Annotated in this window: 18 protein-coding genes; 16 read left to right on the plus strand and 2 right to left on the minus strand. The window is 50.3% G+C overall.

Annotation, left to right across the window (positions count from 1 at the left end; genetic code table 11):
* Positions 1-90 precede the first annotated feature (90 nt).
* The 5 genes from BM185_RS06575 to BM185_RS06595 all read left to right on the plus strand — a co-directional run bounded on the left by BM185_RS06575 (position 91) and on the right by BM185_RS06595 (position 4,809).
* The gene (locus BM185_RS06575) at positions 91-318 is read left to right on the plus strand and encodes an SH3 domain-containing protein (RefSeq protein ID WP_091961032.1); all 228 of its coding nucleotides are present in this window, start codon (positions 91-93) and stop codon (positions 316-318) included.
* Positions 319-582, plus strand: coding sequence for a hypothetical protein (locus BM185_RS06580; RefSeq protein WP_143089491.1), 264 nt, complete (start codon positions 319-321; stop codon positions 580-582).
* A complete protein-coding gene (locus tag BM185_RS06585) occupies positions 579-1,406 on the plus strand; it encodes a M48 family metalloprotease (RefSeq protein ID WP_091961037.1) in 828 nt (275 codons plus the stop codon). Before BM185_RS06580 ends, BM185_RS06585 begins: the two co-directional genes overlap by 4 nt.
* A 147-nt stretch (positions 1,407-1,553) precedes the next feature.
* Positions 1,554-3,686 carry a hypothetical protein gene (locus tag BM185_RS06590; protein ID WP_091961040.1) on the plus strand — a complete coding sequence of 711 codons (2,133 nt, stop codon included), beginning with the start codon at positions 1,554-1,556 and terminating at the stop codon, positions 3,684-3,686.
* Positions 3,670-4,809 (plus strand): hypothetical protein, encoded by a 1,140-nt coding sequence (locus tag BM185_RS06595; protein WP_091961042.1) that lies wholly within the window; start codon positions 3,670-3,672, stop codon positions 4,807-4,809. Before BM185_RS06590 ends, BM185_RS06595 begins: the two co-directional genes overlap by 17 nt.
* Before the next feature lie 2 nt (positions 4,810-4,811).
* Here the strand turns inward: BM185_RS06595 and BM185_RS06600 are convergent, their stop codons facing one another.
* The gene (locus tag BM185_RS06600) at positions 4,812-5,480 is read right to left on the minus strand and encodes a hypothetical protein (protein WP_091961045.1); all 669 of its coding nucleotides are present in this window, start codon (positions 5,478-5,480) and stop codon (positions 4,812-4,814) included.
* A gap of 142 nt (positions 5,481-5,622) precedes the next feature.
* On the opposite strand from BM185_RS06600, the gene BM185_RS06605 reads away from it, so the two are divergent.
* On the plus strand, positions 5,623-6,645 hold the full coding sequence (locus BM185_RS06605) for a CFI-box-CTERM domain-containing protein (protein ID WP_143089492.1): 1,023 nt from the start codon (positions 5,623-5,625) through the stop codon (positions 6,643-6,645).
* Here BM185_RS06605 and BM185_RS06610 read toward each other — a convergent pair.
* Positions 6,635-7,312 carry a DUF1501 domain-containing protein gene (locus BM185_RS06610; RefSeq protein ID WP_091961050.1) on the minus strand — a complete coding sequence of 226 codons (678 nt, stop codon included), beginning with the start codon at positions 7,310-7,312 and terminating at the stop codon, positions 6,635-6,637. The genes BM185_RS06605 and BM185_RS06610 overlap by 11 nt on opposite strands.
* A gap of 950 nt (positions 7,313-8,262) precedes the next feature.
* Here BM185_RS06610 and BM185_RS06620 point away from each other — a divergent pair.
* The 10 genes from BM185_RS06620 to gspK all read left to right on the plus strand — a co-directional run bounded on the left by BM185_RS06620 (position 8,263) and on the right by gspK (position 18,663).
* Complete coding sequence (locus BM185_RS06620; RefSeq protein ID WP_091961054.1) at positions 8,263-9,930, plus strand: twin-arginine translocation signal domain-containing protein; 1,668 nt, start codon at positions 8,263-8,265, stop codon at positions 9,928-9,930.
* Positions 9,927-10,880: a type II secretion system protein GspC gene (gspC, locus tag BM185_RS06625; RefSeq protein WP_091961056.1), complete on the plus strand. Its 954-nt coding sequence runs from the start codon at positions 9,927-9,929 to the stop codon at positions 10,878-10,880. The genes BM185_RS06620 and gspC overlap by 4 nt, the downstream gene beginning before the upstream one ends.
* A 3-nt stretch (positions 10,881-10,883) precedes the next feature.
* A complete protein-coding gene (gene gspD, locus BM185_RS06630; RefSeq protein ID WP_143089493.1) occupies positions 10,884-12,806 on the plus strand; it encodes a type II secretion system secretin GspD in 1,923 nt (640 codons plus the stop codon).
* A complete protein-coding gene (gene gspE, locus BM185_RS06635) occupies positions 12,806-14,272 on the plus strand; it encodes a type II secretion system ATPase GspE (RefSeq protein WP_218149401.1) in 1,467 nt (488 codons plus the stop codon). Before gspD ends, gspE begins: the two co-directional genes overlap by 1 nt.
* A gap of 3 nt (positions 14,273-14,275) precedes the next feature.
* Positions 14,276-15,505 carry a type II secretion system inner membrane protein GspF gene (gene gspF / locus BM185_RS06640; protein WP_091961061.1) on the plus strand — a complete coding sequence of 410 codons (1,230 nt, stop codon included), beginning with the start codon at positions 14,276-14,278 and terminating at the stop codon, positions 15,503-15,505.
* 198 nt (positions 15,506-15,703) lie between these two features.
* The gene (gene gspG, locus BM185_RS06645) at positions 15,704-16,135 is read left to right on the plus strand and encodes a type II secretion system major pseudopilin GspG (protein ID WP_091961063.1); all 432 of its coding nucleotides are present in this window, start codon (positions 15,704-15,706) and stop codon (positions 16,133-16,135) included.
* Positions 16,107-16,622 (plus strand): type II secretion system minor pseudopilin GspH, encoded by a 516-nt coding sequence (gene gspH, locus BM185_RS06650; protein WP_091961066.1) that lies wholly within the window; start codon positions 16,107-16,109, stop codon positions 16,620-16,622. Before gspG ends, gspH begins: the two co-directional genes overlap by 29 nt.
* On the plus strand, positions 16,612-16,998 hold the full coding sequence (gene gspI, locus BM185_RS06655; RefSeq protein WP_091961070.1) for a type II secretion system minor pseudopilin GspI: 387 nt from the start codon (positions 16,612-16,614) through the stop codon (positions 16,996-16,998). Before gspH ends, gspI begins: the two co-directional genes overlap by 11 nt.
* Positions 16,995-17,624 (plus strand): prepilin-type N-terminal cleavage/methylation domain-containing protein, encoded by a 630-nt coding sequence (locus BM185_RS06660; RefSeq protein ID WP_091961073.1) that lies wholly within the window; start codon positions 16,995-16,997, stop codon positions 17,622-17,624. The genes gspI and BM185_RS06660 overlap by 4 nt, the downstream gene beginning before the upstream one ends.
* Positions 17,617-18,663 (plus strand): type II secretion system minor pseudopilin GspK, encoded by a 1,047-nt coding sequence (gspK, locus tag BM185_RS06665; RefSeq protein WP_091961075.1) that lies wholly within the window; start codon positions 17,617-17,619, stop codon positions 18,661-18,663. The genes BM185_RS06660 and gspK overlap by 8 nt, the downstream gene beginning before the upstream one ends.

The raw sequence follows: 18,663 nt of genomic DNA on the forward strand, positions 1-18,663 counted from the left end.
GTGAGCCAGATCACAAGAAGCGTTAATATTAATGATTGCTTGCTTCACCTATCAAGTTTAAAGGAGTGCAAGAAGATCAAGGAACTTGCTATGAAAAAACAATTACTTAGCACTTTGTTACTGTTGATGATGGCTTCTGTTTTACAGGCTGAAACTCTGTATATTTCTAGTCATCAGGCTAAGGTGATGCGCGAGCCCGCTTTTCAGGCTGAAGTTGTTGTTGAGTTACAGCGCGCCGAGGCAATAGAAGTCACTGACCGGCAAGGTGCTTGGTTAGCCATTGCTTTGCCGAATGGTGAAACCGGTTGGGTAGCCTGAATGCTAACTTCATCAACACCACCGATGGAAAGAGTGTCCGTCTTGGGTGGGAATGAGGAAAATCAAATGCGTGATGTCAGGCGTAGAACCTCTGCTATTACAACCGCAGCTGCTGCGCGTGGTTTGGCTTCCAGCCGTCGCCAGCAAGACCAGGGTGGAGAACACCCTTCTGATTACCCGGCGGTTGAGCTAATGGAGTCTTTTGAAATTACCCGTGAACAGTTGGATGAGTTTGCAAGTGCTTTGCAGGGAGCCCGCCCATGATGCGCACATTAATTGCAGTGTTTTTGCTTGTTTTTGTCTTCACCGCTGCTCAGGCCGATGAAAATTTTCGTAACCGTCTGAATACTGAGCTTACCAGTGGTGCCTACACCGCTGAGGATATAGAAGCAGAAATTCATTTTGGTCGCGAGTTAGCTAGCAAAGTTTTGGGTCGTTACCCGGCCTGGGATAACTCTAAGGTGAACCTTTACATCAACAAGGTCGGCCAACTGCTGGTAGAAAACTCACAGCGTCCAGAGTTAACTTACCGTTTTCTGGCTTTAGATACTGATGAAGTAAATGCCTTTGCTGCTCCGGGAGGTTATGTCTTTATCACTCGTGGTGCTTTGGATCAGGTTGCTAATGAAGCTGAGCTTGCGGCCATTCTTGCCCATGAAATTGGACATATAGAACACAGACATTATGTAGAGGCCGTTGGCTTAAGAGCTAGCCAGGGTGACCTTGAATCCGGCCTGACAACTATGTTGATGGGTGGCGGTGCAACAGCAGCAATCGCTTTTGATCAGGCTGTTAATGCCATGATGGAAATCTTCTTCGAAACCGGCTTGCAATCCCACGAAGATGAATACGAAGCCGATCAGACTGCCGTTTGGCTTCTGACCCTGGTAGGCTATCACCCCGGTGCCCTTAAGGACTTTTTTGAACGTGTTCAGTCTCAAGCAGAACAGGAAGCGGCTGGAATTTCACGTACTCATCCTAGCTTTGCAGACCGTATTCAGCGCTTAGAAAGCGAACTAACAACGAATCAATTGGATCAACTTGAATTGGCCACACTGGAGGAGCGCCTGCATGAGAATCTCAAATAAAAGGCCTGGAAAACTAAACCTGGTTTTTATTGCCCTGAGTAGCCTTAGTAGGGCAGATAAGAGCTTGTGGATCCATAAGCATAGTGTTATATAAGTTTAGTGGACTTATGGTTAAGTTCAGTATATTGGTTCTATGAGGAAATGGTAATGAAAAATAATAAACTGCTGCAGCTGGCTACGCTTGCTGCAGCCTTGATGTCTTTGGGTTTGGCTGGTTGTTCAGATAGTAGTTCTTCATCAAGTGGTGACTCAACCCCAGCTAAACAAGATATAGCAGTCAGTGGTGTGGCTGCCAAAGGGGTTTTGAAAGGGGCCAGGGTTGAACTTTGTGTTGATCCCGAATGTACAACGATTTTGGCCAGTACAACGACTAATGATAAAGGCGAGTACTCTTTTAACGCAGCAGTTGAAAACCCGACCTTTTACACTGTTCGGGTTCGTTATGCACCGGATGCCGAGATGGTCTGTGATGCTCCCCAGTGTGGCAGTGTAGATTTCGGTGACAATCTCCCTATGGATCCTGGCCTGAGGTTGCGATCTGTAGCTCAGTTGGATTCAAGTTCAACATCTGTAGAGAGCCATGTCACACCTGCCAGTGAGCTGCTGGTGACCGCTGCTTTGCAGAGTGGAGGGCGCTTAGATGATGCGACTGTAACGGCAGCTCGCCAAACTGTTCAAAAGGCTTTGGGGTTACCTTCAGGTGTGGATCCCATTCGTACTCGCCCGATCGATTTAACATCTGAATCCCTGGAAGGGGCTGATCCTGCAGGTATGCAGTTGGCATTGGTAGCTGCCAGTTTTGCCGGTGGAGATAATGTAGGTGATGCCATTAGCAACTTTGTTGAGCGTGCGTCCAAAGGGGAGTTGACCAAAACAGAATTGGAAGGCGTTAAAGAGCGTATTGATGGTTTGAGCACAGCACGTGAGGGTTTGAGCGAAGCCATTGCGGACTTGTCTGCTAGGCTTGATACCACCCTGAACGCCTGTGTTGATGAAAACTGTGCGACTGGCCCAGAAGAAACAGCTTTGACGGATATCCAAAAAACCAATCTGGACTATGTAAAAGGTCTGGTTCAAACAGTCCGTGTTATGGGTAATGAAGTAGTCCGCATAGGTGGGGCTGCTGATAAACAGCAAGAAGGCAGTATCTTCGAGCAGCTGGAAATGGTAGGCAATGCTCTTGATCTCCGCATAGAAGTCACTGCAGAAGTGCTGAGTATCGTTATTCAGACTTTAGCTGAGCAGGTTGCCGCTGACTTTATGAATGAAGATGTCCTGACGGATATTGAAAGCATCCATGATCGCTTTGGGGGTAACACGGCGATTACCTACGGTGATCAATCGATTAGTGTTTCTGGCCTGGAGTTTACCACCCGAGGTGATGCTACCATGACCTTGAATGTTGCCCTCAGCTATCCAGATTTAAGCCTTTTGGATTCTGAAGAGGGTTTGAAGGATGTACATTTCACTATCGCTGCTGATGCCACCCTAGAGGGGCAGAATACCCTCGTTATGGCCATTGAGGAGGGCACTGAGTTGCGTTTACAAACCACAAAAGGTTTGCAGGTGTCTATGCTGGATACAGATGAATTGCCTGACTTTCAGGGTGAGCTAGAAGCCTTCACTCTTGCAGGTAAAGCCAGTATTCAAGTGGGCGATGAACATGGTTTCCGTGGTGACTTGAGTCTTAAGGCTGTGCGCTCTGAGCGTGAGGTGGCGGTTAACCAGGAACAGGGTGAATACGGCTTTTTGGGCCTGGTGCCAAGTGAGTTGCAGCTAAAAGGCGAGTTTACCGGGGCGAATAACGGAAAGTTGGAAGCCAGTGTGCGTGCCCAGCTGCATAATGCCAGTGCTTTTGCTTTCTATCCTGATGAAACCAATGAAGAAAATGGCTGGGCTCAGTTAAGCTTTGATGCCAAGATCGAATCTGCACGTTTGAGCCCTAACCTGCCAGAGCTGGCCCTGGAAGCTAAGGTGAGAAGGACTAGCTACGAGCAGGGCAATGCTGAACTGGTTGCCAGTTGGCAGGTTCAGGGTGAAAGCCAGCAAATGCTTAAGCTGCGAGTGGATATTGATGACAGCCGCCCGACACCTGACCTCTTTTATCTGAGCGATGGACAGGGTACTGAGATGCAGTTGATTGAAGGCCAGTCACCAGTTATTGCTCGTATTATGCGAGATGGTACTGTTTATGCTTCAATTACAGAAGAAAGTGGCCTAGTGCTAGTTAACTACCTGGATGGTGACAGTAAGGAAATTGAGTTTGAAAGCCTTTTCTAAGTTAAAAGGTTGGATTGTTGAGCACAAAAAACCCCAGCTTGCTGGGGTTTTTTGTGCTCCCTTACTCTTTTTGGTTTTTTCAGTTAATGCTGATGACAGTTGGCAACTCCTTGTAAACCATGAAATTGTTGCTTATTCAGATACGGCGGCACTTTATCAGTTGGCTAGTGATTGGAAAGAAAAGCCTAGTAGTCAGGGGCGCTATGCGTTTAGGCGTGATCGTTTCTATCTTGGAGCAAACAGAGCAGGTTTTAGCCTAGGCTATTTGTACCGCAATGATTGGTATTTCAAGTTTTCACCTGCTACTGCTTATTTAGTTTATCTGTATAACAACAACTTGCCTGTGCCAGAAGACGAAGTTTTTGGTGTCGATCTAGAGGTTCAGCAACTAGCAGCTGAAGGTCTGCAACTGGCTTATCAATTTGAGTTAGGAGCTTCCTGGTTGCTACAGACTAACCTGCAGTTACTTCAAGGGCGGGCATTTCAAAAAGGTGAATTAGAGGGGCAGTGGGGAGCTCAGGAGGGTGCTGATTATCAGGGATGGGCAGAGTTAAACTACCGCTACAGTAAAGATCGCTTGTTGGAGCATCAGGCCTCCCAGCCTGGAGGGCAAGGAGCATCTGTAGGGTTAGAGTTACATTGGCAAGGCGACCCTTTTTACCTCAACCTGAAGGTTGAAGATGCCTGGATGATTTTTAAGTGGTATGACGCACCCTATACACGGGGCGAGCTTAATACAGACCGTATTTCTATAACGGATGGAGGCTATATTCGTTATGACCCCCTATTGCGCAGTGGTGTGCGAGGAACGGAAAACTGGGTGCAGCAGCCCTTAGCTGTTAGTGGCCACTTTTTGGCGGGCTACCAGGGAGTAGGCTGGGGCGCTGAGTTACTTGCTAGTCGTTATTGGGGCTTGACCTTCCCTGAGGTTCGTCTAAGCAGGCAAGTAGAATCTTTTGGACAGGTGTCGGCTGGCTATGAAGCGCGCAGCAAACGCTGGCTGCTGGGTTATAAGCAACAAAAGAAAGACTGGAGCCTGGATCTTAGTCTGGGTAGTGATGATTTCTCTTATCAAGAAGCACGTAGCCTGTTATGGCGTTTTTCCGCAAGCTACCAGCTTTAAAATTAAAGACGCTCCCAATCCAATAATTGAAAGGTCAGCAGCTTTTCACCTTTACTACCGTGAACTTGAGCGAAAACCAGAAGGCCCGGGTAGTCGATAGCCAAATAGGCCTGGGTGTACTCAGCTGGTTTTTTGGTTTTCCAGAAATAAACCTCAGCCACTTTCAGTCCTTCCATTTCGGTAAAGCCAGCCAGGTCAATGACCAGTTCATCGGCCAGGCCACGCTCATCAACCAGCATGATGGATTGAATTTGGTCGGGTTCCATATCATGGATGGCTGTTGCCATGTAAAAGATTGCACTTTGACGGTCATAGGCAGGTAGCTCTTGGTCAAAATCTTCAGTTGCCAATTCATAATTGCGTCGACGCAGGATGACGCGAGTGTACATATCAAAGTTCCCAGCTTCCAATTGGCCGTTTTCGGCATAGAAGGTTGAGGTTTCTTCCCAGCGGGCGAGTCGAACACTGGCGTTCATATGTGAAGTTACTTCACCCTGATCGTAGGTCAACTGGTGCTGAATGGTCGCGCTAGGTGCCAAGGAGTATTGATTGGAGGTGACGCGATAGCTCGCTTCAAAAGAAGGGTAAGCAAGTGCTTGAGTGGCAGAAACGAGCAGAATGGAACTCAAGAGAACCAGATGAGCAGTCAAGTAAACTAGGCGCTTTTTCATATCACGTCCAAAATTGGTGGCGGTCGCCCAATTATGATCCCTAAAAAATCTTTTTGTTCGAATTCATCGTTGTATTTGGTAGATTGATTGCTAACGAATGAAGCCTTTCTGAATTTTTATGTAGAGCCTAAGGGGAAACTTAATGATTAGAAGAGCAGGAATGCTCATGGTGGGCTTGCTGGCCTGGCCTGCTTTGGTGTTGAGTGAACCAAATTTTGAGAGGGATGGCATTCCTGTGACTCTGCCGCAGGTGCAAGCACACCAAGCCTTTATTCTGGATTTTAATTACTTGCTTGCGGATCACTGGACTTCAGTTGAAAGGTTAGGAGCTCAAGCAATTCCTGGCCTTTCTATTAATCAACTGCAACTGGCATTTATACCAGACGCTGCAGACAGCTATGATTTAAACCTTAAATTTCAATCACAGAAAAACTCAGATTCTGGTTTTGAGCGAGGTTATCGCTGGGAAGCCGTAAACAACTTAAGCGACAGTCGAAACTTGCGTTGGCAAAAGGCTAGTGAACGTTCAAGTCTAGAAGTGACGGCTCAACTGGAGGGTTTTGAAGATGAAAAACCCCGCTGGTGGGCTTATCCTGTTGAAGCTTACGAGGCTGAGGGTGAGCGTATAGAGGCAATCAGTATTCTGATTGAAAAACCAACTAATCATCGTGATCGAGATAAGTATTCTTGGCGTTTTGCTCTGAGCAGTGATGAAGGGTTCAGTGTTAATGCACCTCGCCTTCGTAACTGGTCTGCTGAAGCAACTACTTTAGATAATAAACCTGTATGGAAAAGTTATTACCCAGGGCAGCGGTCTGACCAAGCCTTTACTGTGAATCTGCACTTGGATTCTAACTATGTTAGAGAGGTTGGGCACTACTGGCAGTTTATTGTTCACCCTTCGATTACCTATGATGATGAGACAGCCGAATGCTATATAGCCACGCGTGTTTACGGTGATGTGAAGGCACCTGAAGTTGAAGCCTTGCGTGAGTTTCGTGGTGAGGTCTTAATGCAATCCGCTACAGGTCGTTGGCTGGTTCGTCAGTATTATCAATATTCGCCTGCTTTTGCGGAATGGATGGATGATAAACCGCGTTTGCAAGCTCTAGTTCGCTGGGGGCTGGATCGTTTGATTAGCTTCTGGCAGTGGTTTAGCCGCTAATTAGTTCATTAAAATCAATCCCCGCCTCTCTGGGTGTTAGGCTTAGGTCACTTAGCGGGCGGGTGATGACTTGGGTGCCGGAGTCCCTATCCAGGCTCCAGTCAGCCAAAGCTTTGAAGACGTGCTCTATGCTAGTGCGCCCTTCAATGTCGGGGGTGTTAACCTTCCGGTTTTTGAGAACTTCAATTTCTCGCTCAGGGAAGAGTTCACCATAAACCCCGCCTTTCACTGGGGAGCCCAAGAGGATAAACAGGTTCCCTTCACCGTGATCCGTGCCGCGATCACCATTACTAAGAATCTGGCGGCCAAACTCACCGTTAAGGGAAACTACTAGATTATTCGCTGCGGTGGAGCCCAAGTGGCGATAAAGCTGGTGTAGGCCCTGGTTTTCACCAAAAAGGCTTGCCAGTAGCGGTTCTATGTCTTGTTTTTGGTTTTTGTTACTATCCCAGCCGCCCAGTCCTAGGGAAGCAACCTTCATATTGAGCAAACCACCAACCTGACTTAGTAGGTCATACAGGGTTGTTATTTGTTGATGGAAGTTGCGGCTCAAGTTGAGTTCGGCCAGTTCTTCAGGCAGCGGGGTGGCGAGGGCGGCATTTAAATCTCTGCTAAGGTTTCTAAGTTCATATTCGTGATCAAGCAACTGGTGCAGGTGTTCAGGCAACTGGTGACGTTTATTCTGTAGACTGGCGTAATAGCTGCTGTGAGCACGGGAAATGACTAAGCGCCAGTGGGCTTCCCTGTCATTTACATCATCAAGGCGTGAGTCAGTGCGATGGTCAAAAAGACCGGCTGCCCGTGAGTTCTGTAGAGTGATTAGATTGTCACTGCGTGCACGGCGTTCAGTGTTAAACGGGTCGGGGGCATGGCAAAAACGCCGTGGCGTGGCGGTTAAGGATATAACCCGTCCTTGTGGGTGCTCAGCTGCCAGGCGGCAACCCCAACCGGAGCCAAGAAGTTCGTTTGCTTGAGTATCCCAGCGCCCATACTCCAGAGCCAGTAGCGAGTGAACATGATCCCGCGAGCGGGAGCCAAATACATTAGCGATAAGAGCAACTCGCCCGGCCAGGATTTCATCTTTGAGCCAGTTGGCTTTTTTGAGAACCTCAAAAGTATGGCCATCAAAATTTATAGAGTCATAGTCTTCTTCCCAGTAGTTTTTGATGGTGTCCGGGTTGCTGTTTCTGAGATAGTGGGCAGTAAAGTGGTTACGCCAAAAGCTTTCACCTAGAGCCTAGGTGCTGAAACCGCTCGCTAAGCCCAGGAGGCCGGATGAAAGGTAAAAGCGTGTAGCCAAGCTGGAGCTGGCAAGCTGCTTAAGAAAGTCGCGTCTGTGCATTAGCGGCCCTCCTGGAAAAACATAAAGGGAGTTCCGGCAATAAAGTTAACAGCTTGACCGATATGGTTTGCGAGTCGAAGGCGCTGTTTTTCTGTTTCTGTGAAAACGCAGGCATCAGACTGGTGAAAAAAGTGTACGAAAATTCTGACAAATTCTCGTTAGAGATGAGTTATCCTTTTTCAGTTTAATAAGATCAATAGCCTAGTTTTATTGGTCTGTTAATTCCGTTATTATCCAAGGGTTTTGGTGAGTTTCCGTTAAGGACGAATGTTTTCATGCCCAAGCTTTCACGCCGTCGTTTTCTTCAGGCTTCTTTGGCCAGTGCTGCTGCTACTGGGTTGGCAGGCTGTGCTTCCAAGGGCGCTGCGCGTCCTTCTCCTCCAGCCGATGGGCAGTTGCAGCTGCTGTTTTATGCGGATACTCACGCCCACTGGCTACCTGTGCATTCTCATCCTGCTGCCAATCATTTGGGGCCCATGTCGTTACTGGGGCAGGCGCCCTATTTAACGGAATCCAGCCGTCTGTCCAGCTTGGGTATTGCAGAAACGACTTCGGCGGCAGCTTGGTTGACTGCTTCTGCCGCGCGCCAACAATCCCAGCAGTTAGGCCAAATGGGAGGCTATGCGGCTTTGGCCAGTGCCTTGCAGGAAAAACGCGAAGCTTTTGGAGCTGAAGCTAGTTTAACGCTTGAAGGCGGCCAATGTTGGAATGGCAGTGGTTTGGCACAAATGTCAGCAGGACGTCATGGCCCTCTATCGAGTGATTGGCTGGGAGCTGATGTCAGGGTTGCCAGTGAAGAACAGCGTTTATGGCCTTCAGCTTATAAGCAGCTTTATTCCAGCTTTCGACGTCCGGTTCTGACCAGTGATCAGCCAACAGCCTATTTCAGCAAGGGGGGGATAGAAGTCGCCGTGGTCGGTGTGACTGACCCTTCCTGGCAAGTAGGCCGTTTTGATGAGCAAGACTGGTTGAATAGCATTCAGCAGCAGGTGGATGCAGCGGGACAAAAAGCAGCCTTGGTGGTGGTGCTCTCTGATGCAGGCACCAACCCTGATTTTTGGCTGGCTCAACAGCTGCAAGGGGTTGATTTAATTCTATCTTCCCGTGGCCAGGATCTTTGGCCGCAACTGGTTTACCCACGCCAAAATACGGCGGCTCCCATTCCTGTATGCCTGGCCGGTAGTCAGGGGCAGGGCTTTTTTACTATACAAGTGCGGCCTGGTAGCTATGGGTGGCAACTGGATGCAGAGTTTCACCCGGTGTGGAGTCGCCTGACCGAAGAAGATGCCGAGGTAGCTGATCAAATCACTCGCCTGCGCGCTCCCTATGCGGGATGGTTGGACCAACCCTTGGGCAAAGCACCTGGGTGGCTGTATCGGCGCGATGCTTTGGCCGGTAGCTGGGATCAGTTGATAGCTGAAGCTCTAAAAACCACGGGAGCTGATTTGACCTTTGCACCTGGTTTGAGACAGGGGCTGGCAGTACCCCCTGGCGTAGTGATTACCCGCGAACATCTGCTTAGTTTGACGGGGGGTTATGAAGCGCCGGTGTTTAATGTCGGTGCTAACCGCAGGCAGCTGCGTTCACGTTTGGAATCCGGTGCCAGCCAATGGCTGGGTGACCAGCTCTATTTACATACTAGTGAAGATCTACCGCGCTTAACCGGTAGTCATTATGTATTGCGTTATCAGGCTCAGGCCGGTCAACGGGTTTCTGAGTTGGAATGGCCGGCTGCCTCAACGACTGAACAATTACGAGTATCGGGTTGGTCCCGCCATTATCAGGGTGAAGGAACTCCGCTGTGGCAGCTTTTAGAAGCCTGGTTACGTCAGCAGTCGGAAGACTGGCAGTTACCTGAAATTGAAAAACCAAGTCTGGCTTTTGTGGAAGGTCATCCAGGATGGCATCCTGAAGCCTTACTGGATGAGGCTGGTGGGTCGTGAAAGGGGTAGCCGTTAAGTCAGCACTCCGCTGGTCTTTGGTAGTACTTGGCTGGCTGCTTTTGGCTCCAGTTTTGGCTGCTTTTATTTGGACTTTGATGGAAACCCTGGCGCCTTTGCCTCAGGATACTTCAACAAGTTCCCGCACATCCGGCCCTGAGGTTCTTTGGATCACTAATTTGGATGACTACTGGCAGCCTGCGCAAGAGCAGCAACCGCTTGAAGAGGTTCAGCCCGTTGAGCGCAGCCGTTTGCGTGTGGATGTCCAGGGAGTGCTCTTTTCATCCCGGCCAGAACGCTCTCTAGTGCTTCTAAAATACCGGAATCAGGATAGAACCCTGTCTATTGGTGATCAACTGGAAGAAGGTGTGACCCTGGCAGAAATTCATCAGGATGCATTGATCTTCAATAGAAATGGCCGGCTGGAAAGAGTGGATTGGCAACTTGCTCAGGAAGACCGCCAAAGCAGGAGAAGCAGTCTGCTTGATCAGGGCGAAGCGACAACCTCTTCAAGACGCTCCCCAGAAGGACGCAGTCAAGCCAATCAAAGAGCTGCAACGGGAAATTCAGAGGCCAGTGATGCGGCTGTAGAGTCACAGCAAATTTCCCGTCAGGAGACTGTGGGCATTCGGCCTCTGGAAGAAACCTTCGGACCGGATTTTCGTGAGTCCTTGGTGCGTGATCCTTTACAGTTGATGCGGCATATTACCGTTTCCCCGCATAATGAAGGTGGTCAGCTGCAGGGGTTTAGAATACGTCCGGGTTCAGATCCGGCACTTTTTGAAAGCCTGGGTCTGGAAGCGGGTGATCTGGTTGTTAGTGTTGATGGTGTTCCCGTCAGCGATACCGCTGCTATGATGAATCTGCATGGACAGTTAGCGACAGCAAGAAGTTTGGATGTGGAAATTCTGCGGGATGGTGAGCGCCTGCTATTCAGCTTGGAAATGGAGTAAACCGTGAAGCTTCTGATAAAAATAATGTTGGTTCTACTCTGTAGCCTACCTCTGGTGGCTTGGGCACAAGAAGAGCGTTTTTCAGTGAACCTGAAGGATGTTGAACTGGCTGAATTTATAGATAGTGTTGGGCGCATTACCGACCGGACCTTTATGCTGGACCCCAGGGTTAGAGGCAGGGTCAGTATTCGTAGCCAAAGGCAACTAACCGCAGACGAAGTCTATCAAGTCTTTCTTTCTCAACTGCGCGTGAATGGCTTTGCCGTGGTTGAAATGGATGATGATCGCCTGAAGATAGTGCCGGAACAAACCGCACGTTTGGAACCCATACGCGTTGAAGGCGCAGAAGCACCCAATACGGATGGTCAGGACATTATGGCTACACGCGTGCTGGAAGTGCGCCATTCCAGTGCTGCTCAGTTGGTCAATATCTTGACTCCTCTGATGGACAGGCGCATCGGGGTAATTACTCATTATGAGCCTTCCAACCTGCTGATTCTCACTGATTGGGGCACTAATCTGGAACGCTTGACCAATCTGGTCAGGCGTATAGATACCGCCAGTAGTGATGATCTGGAAATGCTGGTGCTGGAACATGCAGCCGCTTCAGAAATGGAACAGCTGCTCAATCAATTGCTGCGCCGTGAAGGGCGTGGTGGACAGGCCCCGACAATTATCTCCGACAACCGTTTGAATGTGCTTTTGGTGAGAGGGGACAGTGCAACCCGTAATGAAGTCAGGCGCTTGATTAGTGAACTGGATCAGCCTGTGGAGCGCTCAGCAAATACCCAGGTTTTTTATCTGCGCCATGCTTCGGCTACAGAAATGGTCAGTCTGCTGCAAAATCTGGCTGAAGATGAACAAGCTGCTGGTGAAGGGAGTGAAAGAAGGCGTTTGAATATTCAGGCCCATGAGTCCACCAATGCCCTGGTTATTTCAGGAAGCCCGTATCAGCTGCGGGAAATGCGTCTGATCATTGACCAGCTGGACATTCGCCGTGCCCAGGTACTGGTTGAAGCCATCATTGTGGAAATTTCTGAGCGCCAGGCCAGAGAGTTAGGGGTGAGCTGGTTATTCGGTGACACCAGTGGCGGGGCTGTACCCGTGGCCTCGGGCAATTTTGGCGGGGGGCTGGGAGGTGTTGCCGAGGGTTACTCTTCAGGAGGTGATGCCGGGGCTTTGGCAGCCTTGGCTGGTATCCAAGGCTTGGCTGCAGGTGTGGGGCGTATTTCCAGTTCCGGGATTAGCTTTGCTGCCATTTTACGTGCTCTGGAAACAGAAACGGATTCCAATATCCTCTCCACGCCCAGTCTTTTGACCCTGGATAATGCCGAAGCTTCGATTCTGGTCGGCCAGGAAGTTCCTTTCATCACCGGAAACCAGTTGGATACCAACAACAATCCCTTCCAAACCATTCAGCGCCGGGAAGTGGGGGTACGCCTGCAAATCAAACCCCAAATCAATGATGGTGATTCTGTCCGTCTGGAAATCATGCAGGAGGTCTCGAATGTTGAAGACAGTGTGCAAGGAGCTGCTGACCTGATTACCAACAAGCGTGAAATCAATACCACCGTGATGGCTGATAATGATGACATTATCGTACTAGGCGGGTTGATTCAGGATGAACAGCAGGAAATTGTTCGCAAGGTTCCTTTGCTGGGTGATATTCCCTGGCTGGGAGCTTTGTTTCGATCCACCTCTGTTTCAACTGAAAAACGCAACCTGATGGTGTTTATCAAACCACAAATCCTACATGACCGGGATGCCCTGGCTTTGGCCAGCAGTGATAAGTACCGTTATATGCGTGCAGCTCATCTGCTGCGCAGTGAAAGCAGTCGACGCCTGGATGAATGGGAGCCCCGTACTGCAGCTAATCAGAATTTAACGCTGGAAGACCTTTTTCCTGCCCGCTGGGAAAACCGTTAATGATGGTGGAGTTACTACCTTACCGTTTTGCTAAGCGTTATGGCTTCCTGGTTGAACCCCAAGCCGATGGGCAGTTTATTCTGGTTGCTGAAGAAGGTGCTGAGTTTAAACAGCTGCAGGAAGTGCTCCGTGTCCGTGGCGAACCGGCTCGAATTACTTGGGTCGATAAAGAGGAATTTGCCCGCGAATTATCACGCATCTACGATGCTGGACGCGCCTCAACCTCAGAGTTGATCGAAGGGCTGGAAGAAGTCAACCTTGATAGCCTGATGGAAGAATTACCCGCCATTGAAGACCTGCTGGAAAGCGAAGGCGAAGCACCGATTATCCGCTTGATCAATGGCCTCTTTTCCGAAGCTCTGCGCCTGTCCGCATCGGATATCCATATCGAAACCTTTGAGCAGGAACTGCTGGTACGCTTTCGTGTGGACGGCGTTTTGCTGGAAATCATGCGGCCACCCCGCAAGCTGGCGCCCATGCTGGTATCACGCATCAAGGTGATGGCTCGCCTGGATATTGCCGAAAAGCGTCACCCCCAGGATGGCCGGATTACGGTAAGAGCTGCGGGGCGGGAAGTGGATATTCGTGTATCCACCCTGCCTTCCATTTACGGCGAAAGGGTGGTGATGCGGCTACTTGATAAAACCGCCGCACTAATGGGAATCACTGAGTTGGGTATGCCTGCTCGGGTTGCCGAGCGTTATCAGCAGCTTCTAGAGCAGCCCAATGGCATTCTATTGATTACCGGCCCAACAGGTTCCGGTAAAACCACAACCCTTTATGCCAGCTTGAACAAACTCAATGATTCCAGCCGTAATATTTTGACGGTTGAAGATCCAGTGGAGTATGCCATTGCCGGAATTGGCCAGACTTCAGTGAATATTAAAGCCGGAATGACCTTTGCCAAGGGTTTGCGTGCGATCCTACGCCAGGACCCGGATGTGGTGATGATTGGTGAAATCCGTGACCTGGAAACCGCATCCATTGCGGTTCAGTCCAGCTTGACCGGGCACCTGGTCTTATCCACCTTGCACACCAATTCGGCTCTGGGTGCGATTACCCGTTTAAGAGATATGGGGATAGAGCCTTTTTTGCTGGCATCCAGTTTAAAGGGGGTTATGGCTCAGCGCCTGGTTCGTCGCTTGTGTAGTCATTGCAGTGAAGCCCGTCCGCTGCGCGATAGCGAGCGCCAGTGGTTGGGTCCGGCTGCTGCAGACTTGACTGAAATTCGTGAGGCAAGAGGCTGCTCACATTGCCAGCATACCGGCTATCGAGGTCGGGTGGGGCTCTATGAATTTGTACCCATCTCTGCACGCCTGTCCGATATGATTCATGATGGCGCTGCCGAAGCGGAAATGGCCCGTGAGGCCTTTCAAGAATGGCCTGATCTACTGGCTGCCGGAGTGGAAAGGATAGCCCGAGGTGAGACCACCCTGGAAGATGTCTTGCGAGTGACCCGGAGCTAAGCCATGGATTCATTTCGCTATCAGGCACTGGATACTCAGGGCAAAGCAAAAAAAGGGGTGCTGGAAGCAGAAACAGAACGCCATGCCCGCCAGTTACTGCGTGATCAAGGGCTTTTTCCCCGCAAGGTCGAACGCTCATCGGGTCGCAAGTCCGGGGAGCGCCAAGGCCTCAAAAAACCGAAAGCTCGTGCGGGCTATTTGTCTCATGATCAAAAAACACTCTTTACCCGCCAGTTGGCTACCCTGGTTGCTGCAGGTCTGCCCCTTGAAAACGCACTGGAAACCCTGAGCAAGCAGGCAGAAACGGACAAGCAGCGCAGTCTGCTACTGGGTTTGAGAACCCGTGTACGTGAAGGCCATAGTCTGGCGGATAGTTTGAAAAACTGGCCGGGCACCTTTCAAGATCTTTATGTGGCCTTGGTGGCGGCGGGTGAAAAAGCCGGACGCTTGGATCAGGTACTGATGCGCCTGGCCGATTATCTGGAAACCAGCCAAAAACAACGCCAGAAAGCCACTATGGCCCTCGTCTATCCAGTGCTTTTGACCCTGGTTTCTTTGGCAATCGTCATAGCTTTGATGAGTTTTGTGGTGCCACGCATTGTCAGTCAATTTGATCATGCTGGGCAAACCCTGCCTGCCATTACCCGGGGGCTCATAGCCGTCAGTGATGCGATTCGTGACTGGGGTTTGGTTGCCGGGCTGGCTTTGGCTCTACTTCTGCTTCTAATACGTATGCTGTTGCAAAAGCCTGAAGTTCGCTTGGTATGGCACCGTCGCCTGCTAACCCTGCCGATGCTGGGCAAACTCAGCCGCGCCTTGAATACAGCTCGTTTAGCGCGCACTGTTGCTATTTTAACAGCCAGTGGGATTCCCTTGCTGGAAGGCTTGAAAGTCGCCAGGGAAACCCTGGGCAACACCTGGATGCAATATAAAGTAGAAGGTATTGTCGATCAGGTCAGAGAGGGGGTGAGCTTACATCGTGCTCTGGAAGCCAGCGGCGAGTTTCCACCCATGATGGTTTATATGGTCGCCAGTGGTGAAGCCAGTGGTGAACTGGATGCGATGCTGATGCGCGTGGCCGACTTACAGGATAACGAATTTCAACAAAAGGTGGATGTCAGCCTATCCTTGTTTGAACCCATGATGATCCTCTTTATGGGGGGTGTGGTACTGACTATCGTGTTGGCAATTCTGCTACCGATTATGCAGTTGAATGATGTATTGAATTTTTAACTTCGTGACGCTAGCAACTTTGCCGCACCTTGGCATCGAGTAGCTCAGGAGTTGAGAGAGGATGAAGGTGCCGCAGGTCAGGACGCGTGAATACTTCCCTGTAAGCTCTGACTGCAACTTCCTGTTGCAGACAGCCTGACCTTGCGGCACCTTCATCCATGACAAAATGAATTTCAAGAGAAATCGAAGGAAGTAAAAATGCAGCGAGTAAAAAAACAAAAGGGTTTTACCCTGCTGGAAGTGATGGTGGTGCTGGTGATTATCGGCCTGCTGGTGGCTATTGTTGCGCCTAATGTACTGGATAATCAAGACCAGGCCATGAAGCAAAAAGCCAGGGCGGATATTGCCAGTCTGGAGCAGGCATTGGAAATGTATCGCCTGGATAACTTCAATTATCCAACCAGTGAACAAGGGTTGGATGCCTTGGTCAGTAAGCCTTCTTTAGCCCCTGAACCGCGCAACTATCGTGAAAATGGTTATATCCGCCGTTTACCGACAGATCCTTGGGGCAATGCTTATCAGTACCGTCATCCGGGTGAGCATGGCCGGGTGGATATTTACTCGCTGGGAGCTGACGGCCGCCCTGGTGGTGAGGGCATGAATGCTGAAATTGGTAACTGGCAGTTATAAAAAGTCTCAGCAGGGTTTTACGCTGCTTGAAGTTCTGGTGGTCATTTTCATTATTGCTTTGACCACCTCCTTGGCTGTGGTCACTCTGGGTCGGGATGATCAAACCCAGGTTGATCGGCAGGCGCGTCAACTGCTGGAAGACTTCAGTTTTGCACGCGATCTGGCATTGAACCAGCATCGACTGGTGGGTTGGCACCCAACGCAGGAGGGTTATCGCTTCTCACTGCGCGACTCCTGGGGGCAGTGGCAGCCTTATACCAGTCGAGGGCTTCCAAAGCGCAGCTGGGAAGCAGGCGTGCAGCTCAAGGAGTCGCCTGAAAAACTGTTGAATACTAATGATGAAGAGCTTAACCAGCCGAGCCTGGTATTTTTTCCCAGTGGTGAAGTGACTCCCGCCCTACTGACCTTGCAACTCAATAGCACAGAGCGTCGGCTAAGAGTGCAAGTCGAGAAGTTTGAACTTTTGGATCTGGCCGATGATAACTAGCCTGCACAAGCCTGAGCATCAACAGCAAGGCCTGACGCTGATTGAAGTGCTGGTGGCCCTGTTTATTTTGGCGTTGCTGGCAGGCATTGCCAATGAAGTGGTCAGTCGCAGCATTGATATACGTCTGGCTGCAGAACAAAGGGCTTTGGGGCAGTTATGTGCGGATAATCTGCTGGTTGAGTGGATGCTGCGTGAAGACTGGCCGGAAGTCGGCCGGGATGAAGGCCAGGAATCTTATGGTGATCAGGCCTGCTACTGGCGGGTTGATATTCAAGGAACGCCTTTACCGACCATGCGCCGTGTCGATATACAGGTTTTTGCATCCAGCGACAGGCGTTATCAACTGGCTGAAGTATCTGGGTTTGTTGGCCAATGAAAAGGCAAGCAGGCTTTACCCTGATTGAAGTCATGGTTGCCCTGGCGATCATGGGGGCCCTGGCGGTGGCCTTGACCCTACTGGTTTCCCAGGTTTTGGATGCCCGTAGCCAACTCAGTGAAGCCAGAGCAGAAGGGCGGGAGCGGCTGGTTGATTTTTTGACTCGTGTTGATCGGCCTTTGAGTCAATTGGTTCTGCGTAGGCCCCATGAATTGGGCCAGTCTCAGGGTGATGGTTCTCTGTTGTTAATGAATAATGCCCGTGAACTCTATTGGGTGAGTAGCGGCCAATGGGTATTGCCCTTCCAGGATTATTCAACCCGTTTGCGTTTGTGGCGGGTACGCTGGGAGCCGGATGATCAGAGTTTGTTTTTGGAAGCCACAGGCCTGCTGGATGCAGCCGAAGCACATGATTGGACGCTGGTTGATCGGCTCAGCCAGGTGACCGGCATGAATTGGGCTTTTTATCATCAGCAAAGCTGGCAAACAACCCTGCCGGGTGGTCAGTTACCGGCGGGTGTGCGTCTGGAATTGACCTGGAAAGGCGAAGACTATCAGCGCCTGGTGCTCTTGCCGGAAGCGATACGTGTGACACCAGCTGGCAGTTCCGGGGGTGGCAATGACTAGATCACCGCACCCTAGGGTGAAACAAAAAGGCATTGCCTTGCTGGCGGTTTTGATGATCCTGGTGGTGGTGACCTATGCGCTAACCCAAATGCAAGGGGCCAGCCGTCAGGATCTGGAACGCATAGAAAGCCGCTTTTTACAGCAACAGGGTTGGGCCTATATGCTGGGAGCGGAAACCCTGGCTCGTCAGGTACTTACTGATAGCCGTATCCGTGAGCAGCCGCGCTGGTGGAATACCCTGAGAGGTCAGGCAGTTGCCTACCCGGTGGATGAAGGCATGTTGAGCCTGACGGTTGAAGATATGCGCAGCTGCTTTAATCTCAATCATTTAGCGGGTTTGAATTCACAGGAAGGCAGTCTGGACCTGCCTGCACTTTTACCCTGGCGGTTGTATATCAATCAGTTGGAACAGGAAGAAAACTGGTTACCTGATTTGACGATGGAAGAATTTTTAGACAGGGCAAGGGACTGGACGGATGGCGACAATGAGGCCCTGGATTTTGGCGCCGAGACAGGACAGTATCTGCTCAAAGATCCACCGCGGGTTGCGGCTAACCAACCGATGGCCGACCTGAGTGAAGTAAACTGGCTGCAACCGGGTAATCGAGAGCGTTTTCGTCAGCTACCCGCATCCATCTGCTTACTGCCTGATACCCGCTTAAGGTTGAATGTGAATACTCTGCCAGAAGAGCGTTTGCCTTTACTCTGGGCATTAATGGAAGGTCAGGTACCTCTGACCGCACTGGAAGACTGGTGGTCACAGCGTCCGGAAATTGGTTACTCCAGTCTGGATGAGTTTTGGGAGGATGTTGGTGAAACCTGGCTTCCAGAGGATTCTGCCTGGCGTCAACGTGTGGGGCAGCGTTTGATGTTTGTCAGTGACTACTACCGAATCAGTATTGAAATGAATTTAAGCGATAAACACTTGGTTTTTGAAAGTGATCTCTACCTGAGCCCAGACGCCCAGACACGTATTTATGCAAGGCGCTGGGGACCCGTTGATGGGCGGATTAGCCTTCAAGACAGGCTAGAGGAATAA

The organism is Marinospirillum celere, assembly GCF_900112235.1.
Taxonomy (GTDB): Bacteria; Pseudomonadota; Gammaproteobacteria; order Pseudomonadales; family Halomonadaceae; genus Marinospirillum; species Marinospirillum celere.